This window comes from Nocardia sp. CC213A, from assembly GCF_030766805.1.
Classification (GTDB): Bacteria; Actinomycetota; Actinomycetes; order Mycobacteriales; family Mycobacteriaceae; genus Nocardia; species Nocardia otitidiscaviarum.
Map to the genome: position 1 here is coordinate 154,343 of NZ_JASFXA010000003.1, position 18,031 is coordinate 172,373.

The following is an 18,031-nucleotide window of genomic DNA, read 5'->3' on the forward strand; positions in this document are numbered from 1 at the left end:
TCGCTAGGGTCGGGCCATGTCCAGCGTGGCCGGTCGGGGCCCGGACCTGAGTCGAGTGTCGACACGGGAGGAATTCGCCGCCGCCCTCACCGCTTTGCGCAGGTCGGCGGGTTTGACGGTGCGGCAGGTGGTGGAGCGCTCGGGTGCGTTGCACGGCACCGTCAGCGGCTGGTTCGCCGGGCAGCATCTGCCCACCGAAGCGAACGAGCGGATGTTTCGCGATGTACTCGGTTGCTGCGGAGTGCCGGTGGCGGAACAGGATTCGTGGCTGGCCGCGCTGCGGCGGGTACGCCCGACCACGGGGCGTCGGCGCGAGGCGGGCGAGCTGCCCTACCGCGGCCTGGCCGCCTTCGCCGCCGAGGACGCCGCATGGTTCTTCGGGCGAGCCGACGCCACCGCCGAACTCTTTCAGCGGGTCGAAGCCCTGCGCACCGGTTCGGAACCCGCACGGGTCCTCATTGTCGTCGGCGCTTCCGGGTCGGGTAAGTCCTCGCTGCTGCGCGCGGGCCTGGTCCCCCTGCTGTGCCGGCACGGCCGCTCCGTGGCGGTGCTGCGGCCGGGAACGCGTCCGGCCGCGGCGCTGGCGGCGGCACCGACGGTCGACGTCCTGATCGTCGACCAGTTCGAGGAGGCGTGGACACAGTGCCAGGACCTCGAGCAGCGGCGCGAATTCTTCGATGCCATCACCGGGTCGCGGACCGGGTGCGTGTACGTGCTCGGCCTGCGCGCCGACTTCTACCGGCAGGTGGCCGAGGAGGCCGAACTGCTCGACGCGCTCGCCGCCCACGCGATGCTGGTGCGGCCGTTGACCTCCGCGGCCCTGCGCGAGGTGATCGTCGAACCCGCGCGCAAGGCGAAATGGACGGTGGAGGAAGAGTTGGTACACCTGCTGCTGGTGGAACTGGCTCCGCACGGTTCGGCCGCCGCTCACGATGTGGGCGCGTTGCCGCTGCTGTCGCACGCCCTGCTGGAGACGTGGCGGCACAGCACCCGGCGGCGCATGACCGTCGCCGACTACCTGGCCACCGGAGGTATCGGGGGTGCTGTCCAGCAGAGTGCCGAAGCGGTGTACACCACGCTCACCGACCGGCAGCGCGAACTCGCCAGGCGCGCCTTCCTGCGGCTGGTCAGCGTGGAGGAGGAGCTGTCCACGCGCCGCCGGGTGCAGCACGGGGAGTTGTTCTTCGACACCGAATCGGTGGCCGATGTCGAGACGGTGATCGAACGGTTCGCCGCGCATCGGCTGCTCACCGTGGACGAGGACACCATCGAGATCTCACACGAGGCCCTCATCGGCGGCTGGCGGCGGCTCACCGACTGGATCAATACCGACCGCACCGGATTACTGGTGCACCGCAGGCTGACCCAGGCCACCCGGACCTGGCTGGACGCCGACCGCGAGCCCGGAGCACTGCTCGGCACCGGGCGACTCGCGCTCATGCGGGAGTGGGCCGAGACCGACGACCACGACACCGCGTTGAACCGGGACGAGCGAGAGTATCTGCGCGCCAGCATCGCCCATCAGGAAGAACTGGTGGCGAGCGAACGACGGCGCACCCGGATACTGCGCCGGTTGGTGGCGGGGCTGGCGCTGGCGTTGGTCGTCGCCATGGTGCTGGCGGGTGTTGCCCTGATCGCCAGATCGACGGCGAATCGGGCGCGCGACGAGGCCAGATCGCGTCAGATCGCGGTGCAGTCGGCCACGCTGCGAGCGAAGGATCCGGCCCTCGCCGCCCAGCTCGCGCTGGCGGCCTACCGGGTGCATCCGACCCTCGAGGCGCGCTCGGCGGTGCTGGACGCGAGCGCCACCCACACACCGGTGCGGCTGCTGGGGGCACCGGGCGGGGCGCTCATCGCCGCCGATGCCACGGGCGAGGTGTTCGCGGTGGGCCGTCAGGACCGGTCGGTAATGCTGTACGAGCGGATGTCACGAACTCCGCTGCGGTCGCTGGCCGCTGTGTCGATCGGGTCGGAGGGTGCGACGCGGCTGGACGCGCTGGCGGTGGACCGCGCGGGTCGCCGGCTGGCGGCGGCGACCGACCGTGGCATCCACCTGTGGGATATCGCCGATCGCGACGCGCCCGCACCGCTGGCCGTGCTGGGCGCGACCGCGGTGCCGGTCAAGAATCTGGCGTTCAGTCCCGACGGCGCGGAGCTGGCCGGGGGTGGGCTCGTCACGAACGACGTGCACCGGTGGACTGTTTCGGACCCCGCGCGCCCCGTCGCGCGGCCGCCGTTGGTGTTTCCCACGGAGGGTTCGGTGGTGGCCTACAGTCCCGACGGTCTGCTACTCGCCGCGGGCGGAGCGGGTGCGGCACTGCGGATCTGGGATCGGCGGCGCGACGGCCCGACGCCGGTGCACGACAGCGGGCCGGACGGCAGCACCGACGATTTCACCGCGCTGAGCTTCCATCCGACCGGGACGGTGCTGGCCGCGGGCGGGCGCGGCCGGGATGTACGACGCTGGTCGGTGGCCGATCCGGCGCGGCCGGTGGGGCTGCCCACCCTCACCGGATTCACCAGCTATGTCAACGATCTCGCCTACAGTCCGGACGGCGATCGGCTGGCGGCGACGAGTTCGGACAATACGACCCGGATCTGGGCGACGGACGGTGATCTGCTCGAGGCCACGCTGCCGAATCCGGTGATCGTGGTGTCGGTCGTGTTCGTCGGCGACGGCACCGGGATCGTCACCGGCGGGATCGACGGTGCGGCCCGGGTGTGGCCGCTGCCCGGCCCGGTACTGCGCGGTGCGCGGTCGGTGGTCTATCAGATGCCGATGGACCGCACCGGAACTCGGCTCCTGGTCGGCACCGGTGCGGCCGACAGCCATCCGCGCCTGTGGGATCTGAGCGAACCCGACGCACCCGTCGAGTACTCGACGCTGGGCGTCGGACCGGAGGAACAGACCACCGGTGCGGTCGCACTGGCCGCCGACGGGTCGGTGGCGGCGGTGGGGGCCCGCACCGGACGGGTCCACCTGTGGGATCTGGGTGATCCCCGGCAACCTCGGCACCGAGCCGAAATCCCCGGTGTGCGTGGGCTCGTCAGCGCGCTCGCCTTCGATCCGGACGCGACCCTGCTCGTCGTGGCGGGGCAGGACGAACGGACCGTCACGCTCTGGGACGTCGGCGATATCGCGCGGCCCGCGCCGCTCGGCACGCTGGACGTCGGGCCCGGTCTGCCCTCGATCGTCGCCATCGACCCGTCGGGCACCCTGCTGGCCGTCGCCACCTCGCACGAGTCGGTGCGGCTGTGGGATATCACCGACCGGCGTCGCCCGCGCGAAGTGCCGTCGCTCACCGGATTCGGCAATGACGTCGCCAGCGTCGCCTTCGGTCCGCGGGACGGACTGCTCGCGGCCGCCGGGGCCGATCGCACCGTCCGCCTGTTCGGCCTCGCCGACCCGGACGAGCCGCGGCGGCTGGCGGTGCTGCGCGGTCCGGCGGACGCGGTCATCACGCTCAACTTCAGCCCCGACGGCACCCGCGTCGCCGGAGGCGGTGGGGGCGGCGGCATCTGGGTGTGGGATATCACCGATCCGCGCGCACCGAGCCGGGCCGCGGTGCTGAACGGCTACGAGGGGCGGGTCAACGAGGTGGTGTACGGCCACGGCGGTGCGCTGCTGGCAGCGGGCGGACCCGCCATGACGGTGCAGCTGTGGGCGACCGATCCGGATCGGGTGGCGGCCGAACTGTGCGGCGGCGGAAGTACTCCGCTCACCGCCGAGGAGTGGGAGCGGTACCTCCCCGGCGTCCCCGCGGAAGACCTCTGCACCGGCTCGTGACGGCACGCGGGTTTCGGCAAGATATTGCCCGAACCCGGACGTTCGTGGGCATGCTGTGCCCGTGGTGCCGGCACCCGTGGTCAACCGCTGCCGGTTCACCGAACGCGGCCCGGATTCCTGATTCAATATGGCTGCGTCCTAACTGGATTCGCCGCCGAAGACCAGCCACCGGGTATCGGAGGGGGGTATCCGGCGGCTGGTCGTCGGTTCAGCGCCGCCCGGCGGGCACGGGGGCGCGGCAGGCGGCGACCATGATCTCGCGAGCCGCGCGGCCCTCCGGAGCGGGGAACAGGGCGTAATTGTGCGGGAGGTTCGGGGCCTCGTGATAGTCGATCGGCACGTGCGCCTCCGCCGCGCGGCGGGCGAGGGTGCGGGTGTCGGTGACGAAGATTTCGCGGGTACCGGCGAAGGCCGTGATCGGCGGGAGCCCCTCGAAGCGGCCGAACAGCGGACTGACCCGGGGGTCCTCGGGGGCGAGCCGGTCCGCGTAGCAGCGGCCGATCTCCGCCAGGCCGGGGCGCAGGTGCAGCGGATCGGTCGGCTCGATCTCCGCCTGGGCAGGGTCGGACATGGTCATATCGAGCCAGGGGGAGATCAGGACGAGGCGGGACGGCTGCGGGCCGCCCCGGTCGCGGAGGGCCTGCGCGGCCGCCAATGCCAGGCCGCCACCGGCCGAATTACCCATCGCCACGGTCGATCCCGTACCGCGCCGCTCGATGGTGCGGGCCAGGATGGCGGCGGTGGTGGGCACCATCTCGGCGGCGCGGCCGTGCGGGACCAGCGGATAGATCGGGACCACGCATTCGGCCGGAACGGCGGCGGCCAGCCGGGCCGCGAATTTCCAATGTGCGCCGACGATCTCGCGGAAGAAACCGCCGCCGTGCAGGAAGACCACCGAGACGTCGGTGGTGACGTCGTTCGGCGTGATGCGGTAGACGGGCCAGCCGTCGAGGTCCTCCCGGGTGACGGTGGCCCGCTTGCGCAGGGAGGCGGGCGGGCGCACCTCGGTGTCGCGCCGGTCGCGCTTCGCGATCTCCGCGTGCACCCCCTCCGGGGTGGCGAGCAGTTTCCGCTGGCCGCCCGCCCGCAACAGTGCGGTGACCGCTCGGGTCCGCCAACTGGGCTTCGCGTGTGGGTCGGTGGTCATGGCGCATCCCTCTGTCGTACTCGCCGACGCCGTCCGCGCCGGGTACCGATTAGCCTGGCCGATATGACCGGGGCCGCGCTTTCACAAACCTGCGCTGTCGCGCCCGTGGTGTGGATGCGGCCCCGGCACGCCGGATATCTCGGGCCGGATCTGGGCGTGGGCATGCATGCCACCGCCATCGCATGTCTGGGCCTGAGCCTGGACGGATCCTTCACGGTGGAGACCGAGGACTACGGGACGCTCGTCACCCGCAGCGTCTTCGTCCAGGCCCGGGTTCGGCATCGGATCGTCTCGGCGGGCCGGATCGCGCTGGTGTTCGCCGAGCCGGGCAGCGCCGTGATCGCCGGGCTGCGCGACGCCGTCGAGCCGCGCGCCCTCGATCCCGCCGCGGAGGCCGCCTGTGTCGCCGCCGCCCGCGCGGGCGTGCCGAGCCTGGACGCGCTGCTCTCCCAGCCTGATTCGCCGTCCGTGCTGGATCCGCGGATCGAGGCGGTCATGCGCGATATCCGAGCGGATCCGACCGCGCATCCGCGCGCCGATCGCGCGGCCGCCGATGCCGGCATGTCGGAGCACTACTTCCTGCGACTGTTCGCCGCACACACCGGAACCACCTTCCGCCGCTACCGGCAGTGGGCCAGGGTGCGAATCGTGCTGGCGGGCATGTCCGCCGGATACGACCTCACCCGCTGCGCCGCCGACGCCGGCTTCGCCTCCCCCTCCCACCTAAGCGAAACCATCCGCCGCACCTTCGGCGCCTCCCTGACCACCGCCCTCAACGCCCGGGTGACGCTGGATATCCGATGACATCGGCTGGTTCGTGATTGCCCGGTCGTTCATGGACGATCCGCTGACTGCGTGGTCGATTCCACGGCCTCGCCAGGTGACGGAATCGGCGATTCGGGTCTGGACATCGCATGTGCTCGAACCCCACTGGCATCTGCTCGCGATCGCGACGGCCCCGGAGGCACGCGGCCGTGGTTATGGCCGAGCTTTGATGGAATCCGGTCTGTATCGCTGTCCGTTGGATCGACTGCCCGGCCACCTGGAAACGTACCAGCCCGGACGCGCGACCGATGCGCGCTCGGCGCGCATCGGCCCCTAGAAATCCCCTATTCGGCGGGATTGCACGGCATTCGCGTCGCACCGCATCGCTTCGGCCGATCGGTGTCGATACCCGGTTGCTGTACGCAATGCCCTTGGGACTGTGCATGTTTCGGTCTACGGAGGCGTTCGGTGGTTGTTGCTACGGTCCGGGAGCAATCGCCGGACGAAATGAGGAGGGGCGGCCATGAGCGTCGATATCACCAACTCCGCGGAGGCAACCGCATCGGAGGTCGTGCCGCTGCGCGCGACCGTCGAGGCCGACGCCATCGCGAGTGACACGACCGGCGAGGGGCCGCTGCCACCCTTGGACGACCCCTTCTACCTGCCGCCGCCGGATCTGGCGGCGCTCGCCCCGGGCACCGTCATCCGGTCCCGCGAGGTGGAGCTCGGACTGCTGGGCGTGGTGCCGCAGCGGATCGCGGCATGGCAGCTGCTGTATCGCACCACCTCCGTGCACGGCACGCCGGAAGCGGTGGTGACCACGGTCCTGCTTCCCGAGCACGCCGAGCCGGGGGAGCGGCGGCCGCTGGTGTCGTATCAGTGCGCCATCGACGCCGTGGTGGCGAAGGGGCTGCCGTCCTACAACCTGCGGCAGGGCGCGCGGGCCTTCGGCTCGGTGCCGCAGCTCGAGCTGTTCCTGTTCGCGAACGCGCTGGCGCGCGGGTGGGTGCTGTCGGTGCCCGATCACGTCGGCACGGACGGACATTTCGGGGTGCCCCGGGAACCCGGCTACCGCATTCTGGACGGGATTCGCGCGGCGCTCTCCTTCGAACCGCTCGGTCTGACCGCACGGACACCGGTGGCGCTGTGGGGCTATTCGGGCGGCGGGCTGGCCACCACGTGGGCGGCGGAAATGGCGGGTGAGTACGCGCCGGAGCTCGATATCGTCGGGGCGTCGGCGGGTTCTCCGGTCGGTGATCCGCGCAGTGTCTTCGCCCGGCTCAACGGCACGGTGTACGCGGGGCTCATCGTGCTGGTGCTGTCCGCGCTCTGCCGTGCCTACCCGGATCTGCGCGCCGCCGTGCGCTCGCACTTCGACGGTCCGTTCCACGAGTTGATCGCCCACGCCGAGTCGAGCACCATCCTGCCCATCGTCTTCCGCAGCCTGCGCCGCGATCTCGACCGGCACAGCGCGGTGACGATCGCCGAGCTGATCACCCGGCCCGAATTCGAGGCCATCTTCGAGGCGCTGCGCCCGGTCACCTCGGCACCGGCGTTTCCCATGCTGGTGGTGCAGGCCACCAATGACGCCGTCGTGGCCGTGGAGGATATGGACGAGCAGGTGTGGCGTTACCGGGCGGCGGGGGCGTCGGTGCAGTACGTGCGCGACCGGCTCAGCGGGCATGTGACACTCGCCGTCATCGCGGCGCCGCTGGTGACGGAGTGGCTGGCCGATCGGCTGGCGGGCAAACCACTGCCGCCCTCGGCTCCGAAAACTGTGTGGTCACTGGCTTTTTCGAGCGGCGCGCTGGCGGGCTACCGGCGGCTGCTCGGTGTCGCCGGGCGGGTGCTGACCGGACGCCCGCTCAGCGACGGGCAGTAGCGTCACGCCACGTGGGTGGCCGCGTCGGCGGCCGCCGCGGTGGCCACGCTGCCGCGGGCTCCCGCCAGGATCGTGGGAATCAGCCAGGCCAGCAGGGTCATATCCGCGGAGACCCAGCCGACGGACATGCGATTGTGCACGAAGCCGATGGAGATGCCCGAGGCCGGATCCGCCCAGCCGCCGGATCCGAACGCACCGAGGTGGCCGTATCCGCGCGGGGCCCGCGGGGACGGGAAGATGTGGTAGCCGAGATGCCAACACGGCACGATGAGGGTGCGATCCGGTTGAATGGTCTGCACGATCTCGAGGGTGCGCACGGTCTCGGGCGACAGGTAGCGCTCCCCGTCGACCATGCCGTCGCAGGCGAGGGCGCTGTACATCTTGGCGAGCCCGTCGGCGGTGCAGACGGCATTGCCCGCGGGCAGCTGTGTGGTCAGAATCGGCGGCTCCTCGCCGGCGAACGCGGCTTCCAGGCCCGGGAAGTAGATCGACCGCAGCGGGGCGCGGAAGGGGCCGGGCAGGCGGGCGGCCAGGCTGACGGTGGGGCGCGCATATGCGCTCTCGCACAGCGCTTTCGCCGAGCCGACCAGATCCGCGGTGACGGTGGGCGCGTCGGCGGGCGGTCGGCCGAGGTGGATGCCGTCCACGCCGAGCGGCTCGGCGACCTCGGTGCGGTACAACTCCGCCATGGACAGGCCCGTGACGGCGCGGGCCACTCCGGCCAGCATCCAGCCCTGGGTGAGCGCGTGGTAGATCGGCTTGCCGCGCAAGCGATCCGGTGCGGCCGCAGCCAGTCGTCGTTCCATGAGCTCGTGGTCGAGGATCTCCTCCCAGGTGTTCGCCGGGAGCGCGGACAGTCCGGACCGGTGTGTCATCACGTCACGAATGGTGATGTCGCCCTTGCCGTTCGCGCCGAACTCGGGCCAGTACTCGGCGATCGGGGCGTGATAGTCGATGAGCCCTCGATCGGCCAGCCGGTGCATGACGGTGGCGGTGACGCCCTTCGACGCCGAGTACACCATCGCGCCGGTGTCGCGGGTCCACGGTGTCCCCGCGGCGTCGGCCGAACCCGCCCAGATGTTCAGCACCGGCGCACCGCGGTGGTACACGGCGAGCCCCGCGCCGTTGCCTCGCTTGCCCGCGAACATTCGTGCGAAAAGCCTTGCGACGGAGGCATACCCGGCGGCGGCGCGGCCTTCGACTCCGGCGGGGAGTTCGACCTCGGATCGGAGATGTGCGTCCATGTGTCAACGGTAGCGGCAATACCACACGATGGACAAGGATTGTCTGAGACAGTTATCGTCTCGAGCTCTACGGCGGGGCCGCGCGGTCAGGCGAGCGTGCGTCCGGTCGCGGCGAGCGTCTCGTCCAGAATGCGCACGGCCTTCGGCCCGACGCCGTGCAGAGCCGACAGCCAGGCGCGGCGCACCCAGTACCTCCTCGGCGTCGGACGGGGTCAGGAGGCCATGGCTTCACCATGGCATGCGGGGTGCCGCCGGGCGCGCGGTCGCCACACGGGCATATCGAATCACTGTGACCTGAACCACATTCGATGCGCCGCGGAATTGCGGTCGGTTAGCGATCCGTAACGTTCCCGTGCCCCGCGACGACGTCTCCGGTGACATACGGCCCGTCCGGGGAGGGCCTTCCGTGTGCTCATCGGTACTGGAATGGGGATCAAGGGCATGGCCTTCGGTGATTTCTTCGTGCGGCACCGCACCGCGTCCGCGGCCGCGGCGCTGACGACATTGGGTGTGGCGGCCGCCGCCGCGGTGATCTGGGCTCCGGAATCGGAGCAGCCCGTGGTGGATACACAGCTCAGGTCGTCGGTGACCGAATGCCACGACATGGTGACCATTTCGGTGGCCGGTCGTGGCGACACCCCGAAGGAGGGCACTACCGCGCTGCTGGTGGACGCCAACGGGAACCCGTTGCCCGCCGCGCTGTCGGGTGACCACAAGAGCGAATGGCTCGACCCGGTGGTCAACGCGCCGTCCGATGATGTCGGGCAGGGCTCGTACGCCGCCGTGTACATCGCGTATCCGGCGAATATGGCCACCTACGAGGACGCCGTCAACACCGGTGTGGCCAATACCGAACAGGTGATGGGCGAGATCTCGGCGGCCTGCCCGGACACCAAATTCTCCATCGTGGGCTACAGCGAGGGCGCCGACGTGGTGCGCCGCGTCGCCATGAAGATCGGCAACGAGGAGTCCGGCGTGAATCCGGACGATGTGCTCGGCGTGGTCATCCTCGCCGACTCCGGACGGCAGGCGGGTGAGGGCCCGTTCATCGGCGCCGAGGATCCGTTCAGCAATCCCGACGGATTCGACCGCAAGTACCAGAACGGCGCCAACCCGATCTCCGGGCAGGGCGCGCTACCGGGAACCAGCGGTGATTTCGGCAAACTCAACGGCAAGATCGCCTCGTTCTGCTCCGAGGGCGACCTGACCTGCGCCGCACCGCAGAACATCTCGCTGCTGCAACTGGTGGTCAATGTCGGTCGGCAGGTCAATGCCGATCAGCTCGAACGTGAGGGGCTCACCCCCGCGACCGGACAGGACGTCGCGGTCGTGCTCGGCCGCATCGCCATGACCGCCTTCTCCGATATCGCCGCGCAGCCGAACTGGATGGCCAGCGACGAAACCTTCCTGGAAGTGCTGCTGCGGGTGTCGGACCCGGCCTACAAGCCGGGTGAGCACCGGGCGCCCGCGCAGGCGGAGAACGTCGCCGCCGAGGGCCTCTCGCCGCTGGCCTATCTGCCGCAGAAGATCTTCAACGAGATCGTCGGTCTGATCGTGACCAATCAGAACACCATCCCGGTGATCCTCAGCGATCCGTACAACCTGACGCTCGGCCCCAACGGCAGCGGACACCACTTCGACTACTGGCGCGACGCCAAGCCCGAGGACGGCAAGGAGCTGACCTCCGCCGAGTACGCGGCGGCGTGGCTGACCGAACTGGCCAAGAAGGCGCAGGCGGGTGAGCCGGTCGAGCGGAAGGCCGAGCCGCTGCCCGCGGTGCAGGGGTACACCAACTCGGTGCAGGCGGCGGCGAGCAAGACGACGTCGACGACGAAGGCTACGAGTGCCACCACCGGTACGACGGTGTCGAAGAGTGGGGTGACGTCATCGACGACGGCTCCGTCCACGACACCGGCCGAGTCGTCCACGACCTCGCCCGAGTCCACCACGACTACGCCGGAGTCCACTACGACTGCGCCCGAGTCGACCACGACCTCGCCCGAATCGTCCACGACCTCGCCGGAGTCGTCCACCACCGCGCCGTCTACGTCGGTCGCGCCGTCGACCACCGCGACCACGTCGGCCGAGTCGACCACCGCGAACGCGCCGATCGCGAAGGAGTCGGAGGTTCCGACGACCGTGCCGTCGTCCACGACCACCGCGCCGTCGTCGTCCACGACCACGACCACGACCACGCCGAGTGTGACGCCGACGCCCTAGGCCTCGCGGTTCTGGTTATCGAAACCCGGTGTTCGCGCACCGGGTTTCGCTTGTGTGCGGGCGGGCACGTCTGTGGTGATGAACGCATGGTGGACCCGATCGCCGATCGACACGGTGAGCTGGCCCACGACCTGCTGGTCACCCTGCCCGGCGTGGGTGACGTCGCGCAGGTACGGAACCCTCGCGGCCGCACCGGACAACGCGCGCGCGGCATTGCGGACGGGCGCGGCGGTGCTGGTGTATCCCGGCGGTGACTGGGAGGTGATGCGGCCCACGGCGGAGTCGGACCGCATCGACTTCGCGGGCCGCACGGGTTTCGCACCGGCGTCATGCAGCGCGGACTCTCCGCGCTCGCCGACGAGCGGGAGCTGCCGGTGCTGGGCTGACGGACATTAGTTTGTGCATTAACTATTAGCGCGTTAAGCTCACGGCCGTGAGTGGACGCGACGCACCGGACGATCCCCTGCGCCTCGATCGGCAGGTGTGTTTCGCGCTGGCGGTCGCCAACCGCTCCGTGCTCGCGGTGTACCGGCCGCTGCTGGAACCGCTGGGGCTCACCCACCCGCAGTATCTGGTGATGCTGGCGCTGTGGGGTGAGTCGCCGATGTCGGTGAAGGCCATCGCCGAGGCCATCGAACTGGATTCGGCCACTCTCTCGCCGCTGCTGAAACGGCTCGAGACGGCCGGATTGATCACCCGCCGCCGCGATCGCCGCGACGAGCGGACGCTGCTGGTCGACCTGACCGAGCGGGGGCGGGCCATGCGGCGCGAGGCGGAGCGGATTCCGCCCGCCGTGGTGGAGCGACTGGGGGTGAGCCTGGCGGATCTCGAACAGTTGCGCGACGTGCTCACCCGCGTGAACAAGGCCGCGCGGCGAGCGGCACCGATGCACAGGGAGAACATGTGAGCGCCGGCAAGCCGAATCTCGTTCAACGCGTGCGCTATATCTGCGGTGCGACGCTGCCGCCCGATATGCGGGACTGGGTGCTCGCGGATCTGACCGGCCCGGGCGCGGCGCGCCGCTACCTGCTGCGCTTTCTGATCCCGGTGCTGCCGGTGCTCTGCCTGTTCCTGCTGGTGCCGGGGCCGCTGTGGATCGGCCTGTCCATGATGGCGCTGCTGTACCTGCCGCTGGTGTACTTCACCATCGCGCTCATGTACGTGTACCGCCGCCACCGGCTGCTCAAGCACGGCCTGGACCCGGAGCTCGCCGATATCGGCGAACGCCAGCGCCAGGCCGCCGAGCGCGCGGCCTACGAGGCACGACACGGGCGCGGCTGACCCGCGCGGTCTACTCCGGCAGTCCGAACACCCGTCGGGCATTGCCGGACAGGAACAGCTCCCGGGCCTCCGCGTCGAGGCCGAGGTCGTCGAGCCCGGCCAGGGCGTGCTCGGGGGTGATCATCGGGAAGTTGGTCCCGAACAGTACCTTCCGGCGGCCGTGTCCGCGCAGGTACCGCACCAGCTCCTCGGGGTAGCGGCGCAACGTGTAGGCGGAGGTGTCGATGTACACGTTCGGGTACTTGGTGGCCAGCGCGATCATCTCGGTGGTCCACGGATAGCCGATATGCCCGCCCACGATGGTGAGTTCGGGAAACTCCAGCGCCACCTCGTCGAGATAGGGGATGGGGCGGCCGGTTTCGGAGGCGCGCAGCGGGCCGGTGTGCCCGACCTGCGTGCAGAACGGAATGCCCAGCTCCACGCAGGTGGCATAGAGCGGGTAGTAGCGGCGGTCGTTGGGCGGCAGCCCCCACAGCCACGGCACCACACGCAGCGCCCGCAGACCCAGCTCGGTGACCGCCCGGCGCAGTTCCCGCACCGCGGCCATGGGCCGCCGCAGATCCACCGAGGCGACGCCGAGCAGACGGCCCTGCGACGCCGCCGCGAATTCGGCCACCTCGTCATTGGAGACCAGCACACCCTCCGGTGCGTACCAGGCGCTGATCAGGGCAATGTCCACGCTACCGGCCGCCATGGCGGCGACGGTCGCCGACACCGGCAGTGGTTCGGTCGGCAGCGGGGCGCCCCAGCGCCGCAGTGAATCGAACATGTCGTGCTGGATGAGTCGTGGTGTGGGGTGCTGCGCCCACACGTCGATGATCGCCACCGTGGTTCTTCTCGCCTTTCCGCAGGTGTAGCGGCTGTTCGCCGGTACGCGCCCGCACTTCCTCACTAGCACAGAGGTTCTCGCTACAAGTGAGATTCACTGTTCGGCAAGCCGGATGGCGGTGTCTGTGCGGCCGTGATTCATCGGCTGTTACCTGCTCCGGCTACCGTGACGGGTACTCGGAAGGAGTCGGCGTCATGGAATTCCGACATCTCGTTTCGTTCATCACGATCGCCGAAGAGTTGCACTTCGGCCGCGCGGCGCAGCGCCTGCATCTGACCCAGCCAAGTCTCAGCGCCCAGCTGCAGAAGCTGGAGAAATCCCTCGGAGTCCAACTGGTGGCCCGCAACTCGCACGAGGTGCGGCTCACCGCGGCGGGGCGGGAGTTCGAACTCCAGGCCCGCCAGATCGTCGCCCAACTCGATCGGGCCGCGCAGGTGGCGAAGGCGACCGCCGAGGGCCGCGCGGGCACCCTCGCCATCGGCTACAACCTGCCCGCCAGCCGACACGTGCTGCCGGACGCGCTGACCCGAATGACCGAACGGCACCCCGATATCGTGGTGTCGCTGTGGGAGAAGCGCACCGGACCGCAGCTGGCGGCACTGGCGGACGGTTCGCTCGACCTCGCCCTCGTCTACGGCCACCCGTCCACCGCCGAATTCCGGTATCGGCGGCTGCTGCACCGGGTGCCGCTGGTGGCGGTGGTGGGCCGTCGGCACCGCTGGGCCGACCGGCCGAGTGTGCCGTTCGCCGAACTCCAGGGGCAGGAGTGCGTGCTCTTCGCCCGCGAACAGTGTCCCGCCATGTACGACTCCATCTTCCGGGCGGCCGCGCAGAATCGGATTTCGCTCACCGTCTCGCATACCGCCGACGATCCGGGCGCCACCGCCCATATGGTGTCGGTGCGCCCGTTCGTGGGCTTCGCCTCGCTGCCCCGGGCGATTTCGATGGGAATGGGTGCGCCCGGCAGTGCGTCGGTCGCGGTGAAATTGTCGGATCCGGTGCCGACCCTGGATCTGTACGCGGTATGGCGGGCCGCGGAAACCAATCCGGCGGTGTCGCTGTTTCTCGATTGCATGGAATCCGCGGAACCGGCACAGCTCGATGATGCCCAAGCGCTGTCGGCCTGAGCGGTTCGATAGGAGATGACACTCGCGCGGTAGGAACCGCGGTATCGACGGCGACGAGAATCATTGTCGCCGTGAAGAATTCAACTCGTGAACACAGTGTTTTTCACCCCGGACGGATTCGACCCACCCGATACCGCGAGTCTGTACACGATCGTCTCCGAGGCGGCGCGGCGCGATCCGGAACGGGATTCGCTGTGCGGCGCCGACGGCACCCCACTCACCTGCGCCGAACTCGACACCCGTGTGCGGGCACTGGCCTCCGCGCTGCTGGAGCGGGAGGTGGCGGCCGGTGACCGGTTGGCCGTGCTGGGCCGCACCGGGCTGGAGTGGGCTCTGCTCAACTGCGCGGCGCTGGCCGTCGGCGCGGTGGTGGTGCCGGTGTACCCGACCTCGTCACCCGCCCAGATCGAGCACATCCTGCGCGACAGCGGCAGTGCGCATTTCGCCGCCGAGACCGGCGCGGACGCCGACCGGCTGGCGGCCGCGGGCGCGGGGGAGGTGTGGACCTTCGACGACGTCGCGGTGTGGGCCAAGGGTGCGGCGAGCCCGGAACTGGATGCCCGGATCGAGCGGGTGCGCGCCGACGACCTCGCCATGATCGTCTACACCAGCGGCACCACCGGGCTGTCCAAGGGCTGCATGATCACCCACCGCAATATGACGGTGACGGCCGCGAACACGGTGCGCCAGACCGGCGGCATCTTCGACGGCACCACCGTGCTGGCGCTGCCGCTGTCCCATGTCTTCGGCCAGACCATCCTGTTCGCCTGCCTGTACGGCGGCAGCCGGACCCACCTGCTGCCGAGCGTGCCGGACCTGGTGCCGGCGCTGGCGCGGCTGCGGCCCACCTTCCTGGCCCTGATTCCCTACGCGTTGGAGAAGATTCGCAAGCACTGCCGGGCGCTGCTCACCGACGACGAGGAGCGTGCGGCGGTGGAGCGCGGAGTGCGGCTGCTCACCGCCGGTGGCGCGCCCGAACCGGTGGACCATCCGGTGGCGGACGCCTTCGGCGGACGGCTGCGCTACGTCATCTCCGGCGGCGCGTCCCTGGACGAGTCGACGGCCGGGTTCTACGCGGGCTTCGGCGTGGTGATCCTCAACTGCTACGGGCTGACCGAGGCGGCGACCGCGGTGACGGTGAGCGCTCCGGAGACCAATCGGCTCGGCACCGTGGGTCGCCCCATCCCGGGCACCGGCGTGGGCATCGCCGCCGACGGCGAGGTGCTGGTGAGCGGCCCGCACGTGTCGCCCGGCTACTGGGGCGCGGCGGCCGACCAGCGTCCCGTGGACGCCGATGGCTGGCTGCACACCGGCGATATCGGCGAACTCGACGACGGCTTCCTGCGCATCACCGGGCGCAAGAAGGAGATCCTGGTGACCTCCGGTGGGAAGAATGTCGCGCCGACGCCGCTGGAGGACCGGGTGCGGCTGCATCCGCTGGTGAGCAATTGCATGGTGGTGGGCGAGGGCAGGCCCTTCATCACCGCCTTGGTGACCTTGGACGCCCAGCGGGCCGAGCAGTGGCGCGCGGACCGTCCGGGACAGGATCCGGCCGCGGCCGTGCAGGAGGCCGTGGACGAGGCGAATTCACTGGTGTCCCGGGCCGAATCCATTCGGTCTTTCCGCATTGTCTCCGGTGATTTCACGGTGGACAACGGCCTGCTCACTTCGTCCCAGAAACTGCGCCGCGAGGCCATTTCGGCCGCATTCGCCGCCGATATCGATCAGCTGTATATGTCGCGCGGGTGACATCGCGCGAAATTCCGCCCACTTCCCGCCGACGATAGCCGGGACCGATCGGCCGATGAATTGCTTTGCCCCACAGTAGTTCCGCATGAATTCGGCCGCAGACTCGAATACGACATTCGACCACCGAAAGTGATGCGATCATGTACGACGTCATTGTTGTCGGAACTCGCGTGGCGGGTGCGCCACTGGCCATGCTGCTGGCGCGCCAGGGTTTCCGGGTGCTGGCCGTGGACCGGGCCACCTTCCCCAGCGACACCCCCTCCACCCACTACGTCCACCAGGCCGGGCTGAGTCTGCTGAAGACCTGGGGTCTGCTGGATCGGGTGACCGCGACCGGCTGCCCGCCCATCCGCCACCTGAACTTCACCTACACCGATATCGTCATCAACGGTATGGCCGATCCGTCGGCCGACGGCATCGACGCCGTGTACTGCCCGCGCCGCACGGTGCTGGACAAGGTCCTGGTCGACGCCGCCGGGGAGGCCGGGGCCGAACTGATCGAGGGCTTCACGGTCACCGGACTGCTGCGCGACGGCGACCGGGTCGCCGGCATCCGCGGCCGGGTGGGCGACGGCGCGGAGCGGGAGTTCCGCGCTCCGCTGGTGATCGGCGCGGACGGCGCGAACTCGATCGTGGCCAAGGAGGTCGGCGCACCGGTCTACGAGGGCTCCCCGGCCGCCTGCTTCATCTACTACTCGTACTACGAGGGCGTGGACTGGGGCATGCATCACCGCACCGGATTCGGTGAGCAGCAGTTCGCCGCCTGGCCCACCAATGACGAGCTGTCGCTGGTGGCGGTCATGCGCAAGCGCGACCGATTCCGGGAGTTCCGCGCCGATCCGGACGCTGGCGTGCAGGAGATCGTCGAGCAGATCGACCCCGAGATCGGTGCGCGCCTGCGGGATTCGGGCCGCCGCGTGGAGCCCTTCCGGCCCATGCTGTACCCGGACAACTACCGCCGCCAGTCCTACGGGCCCGGTTGGGCGCTGGTCGGCGACGCCGGATACCACAAGGACCCGTTCACCGGCTGGGGCATCACCGACGCCTTCAAGTACGCGCAGCTGCTGGCCGACCTGGCCGGTGAGAGCCTGTCCGGCGACCGGCCTTTCGAGGAGACCATGCCGGAGTACCAGCGTGAGCGTGACGCCCAGAGCGCCAGCACCTATGAGCTGACCCAGAGCATTTCCGAGCTGACGCTGACTCCGTACTACGACTCGGTGTTCCGCGCCGCCAGCATGAGCCCGGACTACTCGAAGAAGTTCTTCGGCCTGATCGCGGGCCTGTACCCGCCGGACAAGTTCTTCGGCGAGCAGGAGCTGGCCGAACTGTACGAGCAGGTCGGGTTCCCCGAGCACGCGCGGCATGTGACCAATACGCCCGAGGCGGCGCTATGACCAGCCTGACCGCGGTCGGGGACAGTTTCGTGGAGGGACGCGGCGATCCGGCCGCGTCCGGGGGGTACCGGGGCTGGGTGGTCCGGCTCGGCGGGCAATTGGGACTGCGGCCCAGCATGATTCGCAACCTGGGTACGCACGGGGCCACCACCGGTGATGTGGTGCGCACCCAGCTGCCGTCGGCGGCGGCGTCCAACGCGCCGCTGTACGGGGTCGTGGTCGGCGTCAACGATCTCGTCAGTGATTACGACCCGGATCGTTTCGAGGACAATCTGGCCGAGATTCTGGGCACGCTGACGCGCGGCGGCGCCACGGTGTTCACCGCCGACTACCCGGATATTCCGGCGCGCCTGCCGGTTCCGGAGAGCTTCCGCGCACTGCTGCGCGAACGATTCCACGTCGCCAATGACGCGGTGCGACGGGTGGCCGCGGCGACCGGCACGCTGGTGTTGCCGATCGCCGAGGACGCCGAATGGGCCCGCCCGCAGGTGTGGACCGAGGACGGCCTGCACCCGAGCCCGCTGGGCCACCGCCTGTTCGCCGCCGGTGCGGCCGAACTCATCGCATCGAGCACCGCCTCCATCGTCGCCGCCTGAGCGGCGGATC

General features: G+C 69.9%; 15 protein-coding genes. 11 read left to right on the forward strand and 4 right to left on the reverse strand.

Going from position 1 to position 18,031, the window contains the following annotated elements; translation table 11 throughout:
- Nucleotides 1–16 precede the first annotated feature (16 nt).
- Nucleotides 17–3,787, forward strand: coding sequence for a hypothetical protein (locus QJS31_RS06650; protein WP_306356203.1), 3,771 nt, complete (start codon nt 17–19; stop codon nt 3,785–3,787).
- 208 nt (nt 3,788–3,995) lie between these two features.
- On the opposite strand, the gene QJS31_RS06655 is transcribed toward QJS31_RS06650, so the two are convergent.
- Nucleotides 3,996–4,934, reverse strand: coding sequence for an alpha/beta fold hydrolase (locus QJS31_RS06655; RefSeq protein ID WP_282779578.1), 939 nt, complete (start codon nt 4,932–4,934; stop codon nt 3,996–3,998).
- Nucleotides 4,935–4,997: 63 nt separating this feature from the next.
- Here QJS31_RS06655 and QJS31_RS06660 point away from each other — a divergent pair, with 63 nt between their 5' ends.
- The 3 genes from QJS31_RS06660 (at nt 4,998) to QJS31_RS06665 (ending at nt 7,581) form a co-directional block, all read left to right on the forward strand.
- Nucleotides 4,998–5,738, forward strand: a complete 741-nt coding sequence (locus QJS31_RS06660; protein ID WP_282779579.1) for a helix-turn-helix domain-containing protein — start codon at nt 4,998–5,000, stop codon at nt 5,736–5,738.
- A gap of 31 nt (nt 5,739–5,769) precedes the next feature.
- A complete protein-coding gene (locus QJS31_RS37340; protein ID WP_372341576.1) occupies nt 5,770–6,036 on the forward strand; it encodes a GNAT family N-acetyltransferase in 267 nt (88 codons plus the stop codon).
- 186 nt (nt 6,037–6,222) lie between these two features.
- Nucleotides 6,223–7,581: a lipase family protein gene (locus tag QJS31_RS06665; RefSeq protein ID WP_282779581.1), complete on the forward strand. Its 1,359-nt coding sequence runs from the start codon at nt 6,223–6,225 to the stop codon at nt 7,579–7,581.
- A 2-nt stretch (nt 7,582–7,583) separates the two neighbouring features.
- On the opposite strand, the gene QJS31_RS06670 is transcribed toward QJS31_RS06665, so the two are convergent.
- On the reverse strand, nt 7,584–8,825 hold the full coding sequence (locus QJS31_RS06670; protein WP_282779582.1) for a serine hydrolase domain-containing protein: 1,242 nt from the start codon (nt 8,823–8,825) through the stop codon (nt 7,584–7,586).
- Between the two features lie 441 nt (nt 8,826–9,266).
- On the opposite strand from QJS31_RS06670, the gene QJS31_RS06675 reads away from it, so the two are divergent.
- The gene (locus QJS31_RS06675; protein ID WP_282779596.1) at nt 9,267–11,045 is read left to right on the forward strand and encodes a cutinase family protein; all 1,779 of its coding nucleotides are present in this window, start codon (nt 9,267–9,269) and stop codon (nt 11,043–11,045) included.
- Here QJS31_RS06675 and QJS31_RS06680 read toward each other — a convergent pair.
- Nucleotides 11,042–11,338 carry a hypothetical protein gene (locus QJS31_RS06680; protein WP_282779583.1) on the reverse strand — a complete coding sequence of 99 codons (297 nt, stop codon included), beginning with the start codon at nt 11,336–11,338 and terminating at the stop codon, nt 11,042–11,044. The genes QJS31_RS06675 and QJS31_RS06680 overlap by 4 nt on opposite strands.
- A gap of 140 nt (nt 11,339–11,478) precedes the next feature.
- On the opposite strand from QJS31_RS06680, the gene QJS31_RS06685 reads away from it, so the two are divergent.
- On the forward strand, nt 11,479–11,952 hold the full coding sequence (locus QJS31_RS06685) for a MarR family winged helix-turn-helix transcriptional regulator (protein ID WP_039811768.1): 474 nt from the start codon (nt 11,479–11,481) through the stop codon (nt 11,950–11,952).
- The gene (locus QJS31_RS06690; RefSeq protein WP_282779585.1) at nt 11,949–12,326 is read left to right on the forward strand and encodes a DUF5313 family protein; all 378 of its coding nucleotides are present in this window, start codon (nt 11,949–11,951) and stop codon (nt 12,324–12,326) included. Before QJS31_RS06685 ends, QJS31_RS06690 begins: the two co-directional genes overlap by 4 nt.
- Before the next feature lie 10 nt (nt 12,327–12,336).
- Here QJS31_RS06690 and QJS31_RS06695 read toward each other — a convergent pair whose 3' ends face one another.
- Entirely contained in the window at nt 12,337–13,095 is a 759-nt protein-coding gene (locus QJS31_RS06695) for an amidohydrolase family protein (RefSeq protein ID WP_306356367.1), read from the reverse strand.
- A gap of 254 nt (nt 13,096–13,349) precedes the next feature.
- Here QJS31_RS06695 and QJS31_RS06700 point away from each other — a divergent pair, with 254 nt between their 5' ends.
- The 4 genes from QJS31_RS06700 to QJS31_RS06715 all read left to right on the forward strand — a co-directional run bounded on the left by QJS31_RS06700 (nt 13,350) and on the right by QJS31_RS06715 (nt 18,021).
- Nucleotides 13,350–14,282 (forward strand): LysR family transcriptional regulator, encoded by a 933-nt coding sequence (locus tag QJS31_RS06700; protein WP_143980059.1) that lies wholly within the window; start codon nt 13,350–13,352, stop codon nt 14,280–14,282.
- Between the two features lie 87 nt (nt 14,283–14,369).
- Nucleotides 14,370–16,031, forward strand: coding sequence for a long-chain fatty acid--CoA ligase (locus tag QJS31_RS06705; protein WP_282779588.1), 1,662 nt, complete (start codon nt 14,370–14,372; stop codon nt 16,029–16,031).
- 140 nt (nt 16,032–16,171) lie between these two features.
- Nucleotides 16,172–17,425 carry an NAD(P)/FAD-dependent oxidoreductase gene (locus QJS31_RS06710; protein WP_306356204.1) on the forward strand — a complete coding sequence of 418 codons (1,254 nt, stop codon included), beginning with the start codon at nt 16,172–16,174 and terminating at the stop codon, nt 17,423–17,425.
- Entirely contained in the window at nt 17,422–18,021 is a 600-nt protein-coding gene (locus tag QJS31_RS06715; RefSeq protein WP_306356205.1) for an SGNH/GDSL hydrolase family protein, read from the forward strand. The genes QJS31_RS06710 and QJS31_RS06715 overlap by 4 nt, the downstream gene beginning before the upstream one ends.
- The last annotated feature ends 10 nt before the right edge of the window (nt 18,022–18,031 follow it).